At 64.1% G+C, this 1,535-nt stretch carries 2 protein-coding genes; one reads left to right on the top strand and one right to left on the bottom strand.

The annotated features are described in order from the left end of the window. Positions 1 to 25 precede the first annotated feature (25 nt). Positions 26 to 490, top strand: coding sequence for a transposase (locus Asi02nite_RS41170; RefSeq protein WP_275410453.1), 465 nt, complete (start codon positions 26 to 28; stop codon positions 488 to 490). Positions 491 to 596: 106 nt separating this feature from the next. On the opposite strand, the gene Asi02nite_RS41165 is transcribed toward Asi02nite_RS41170, so the two are convergent. Next, positions 597 to 1,502: a copper transporter gene (locus Asi02nite_RS41165; protein ID WP_203719470.1), complete on the bottom strand. Its 906-nt coding sequence runs from the start codon at positions 1,500 to 1,502 to the stop codon at positions 597 to 599. Positions 1,503 to 1,535: the final 33 nt, after the last annotated feature.

The raw sequence follows: 1,535 nt of genomic DNA, 5'->3' as shown, positions 1-1,535 counted from the left end.
CCATCGGCCAGGTCTGCCACTCGCGGTGGTCCAAACTTGTGTGATCCACCTGCTGCGGGCCTCGTTTCGATATGCCGGCCGGCAACACTGGGACGCCATCGCCAAAGCCCTGCGACCGGTCTACACCGCACCCACCGAGGCAGCGGCTCAAACCCGCTTCGACGAGTTCGCCGAAGCCTGGGCAGCAAGTATCCGGCCATCACCCGGTTGTGGACCAACGCCTGGGCGGAGTTCGTGCCGTTCGACGCGGAGATCCGCACCGTGGTCTGCTCCACCACCGCGATCGAGAGTGAACGCTCGGATCCGTCGCGCGGTACGGGCCCGCGGCCGCTTCCCGAACGCGGCAGCCGCGCTCAAATGTGTCTACCTCGCGGTGATGAGCCTGGACCCCACAGGCCAAGGCCGGCGGCGGTGGATGATGCGCTGGAAACCAGCGCTGACCGCCTTCGAGTTCGCCTCCGAAGGCCGACTCGCCGCAGCCCGCGAGTAATCCTCAACAACCTGGACCCATCCGCCGCTCGGCGTCATGATCAACTTCTCGTCCGGCCGAGACCGAGACGCAGCAATTCGAGATCATGCCGGTCATTTGATGGTGATCATCCGCTTGGGATGAGAGTGTCAGCGTCACCGGCCGTGCCGTAGTGGCCTCCCCGGTTGGTGGCTACCCGCTCGGCGACGGCGAGCGCCGTCACGACCTGACCTTGCGCCCCCGCCACACCATCTACTGTGGAAAGCTGGAGGTTGAGCGCGTCATCGTCACGCACCGCCGCCATAGCACTGCCGTCACTGGAAACCGTCCCCGCCAAAACAGTCGGCCCCATCGTGGCCAGTTGCGCGGCAAGGGCCACGATCGCGTTGTTCCGCTCAGCAGAGTCTCGCTCTACGTATGGCGCTCCGGTCACGAGGACCGCCGCGTCCGAGCGACCATCGACTTGCTTGGGTTCCGCGAGGTATCCGGCGTGTGCGAAGGCGGCGATTGCCGCCGATCCCTCGGCGCTGCTAGGCGGTCCGAGCAGGGCTGCGGCCAGGAGAGCGCCAGCGGTTTCGGCTCCACTGCTGCCGGAAGGCAAGGTGTCCAGCATAGGACCGCTACGACGGGTCAACCCAAGTAGATCCATGCTGTTCTTCGGGTCGAAAAATGATTCATGGATTTGGATGGGCCCGAAGACCGAAGCGCCCGCCACCTCAAGCTTTTCGATCACCCCTTCGGCTTGCTGGCGCCCAGACGGAGTTGCTAGCACCACGATCCGACGGTTCGTCAGGGTCCCGCGCAGCACTGCAGGGGCTGTGTCATTGATGTAGTCGTCCTTGCGACTCGCCTCATCCTGGAGTTGGTCGGTCGTCTGACGAAGCTGATCGTTGGTTTCGTGCGCTGTGTCGATCAAGCGCCTGAGCACGTCAGTCGTGGACCCGTTCGCTGCCGCAGTGCCGAATACCGCACCGACCGCCAATGCGACAAACGCGGCGGCTAGCGATACGACGTGGTAACGGAAATTGATCATCGGCACACCTTACCGATGAGGGCTAGTCACTTA

The sequence above is a fragment of the Asanoa siamensis genome (genome assembly GCF_016862555.1).
In the GTDB taxonomy this organism is placed as follows: domain Bacteria; phylum Actinomycetota; class Actinomycetes; order Mycobacteriales; family Micromonosporaceae; genus Asanoa; species Asanoa siamensis.
Note: the sequence above shows the minus strand (reverse complement) of the source record. Positions and strands in the feature narration are given on the sequence as shown.

Excerpts from the sequence above, each read along its gene's own strand:
- Asi02nite_RS41165 (WP_203719470.1), bottom strand. The coding sequence starts at position 1,502 with ATGATCAATTTCCGTTACCACGTCGTATCGCTAGCCGCCGCGTTTGTC.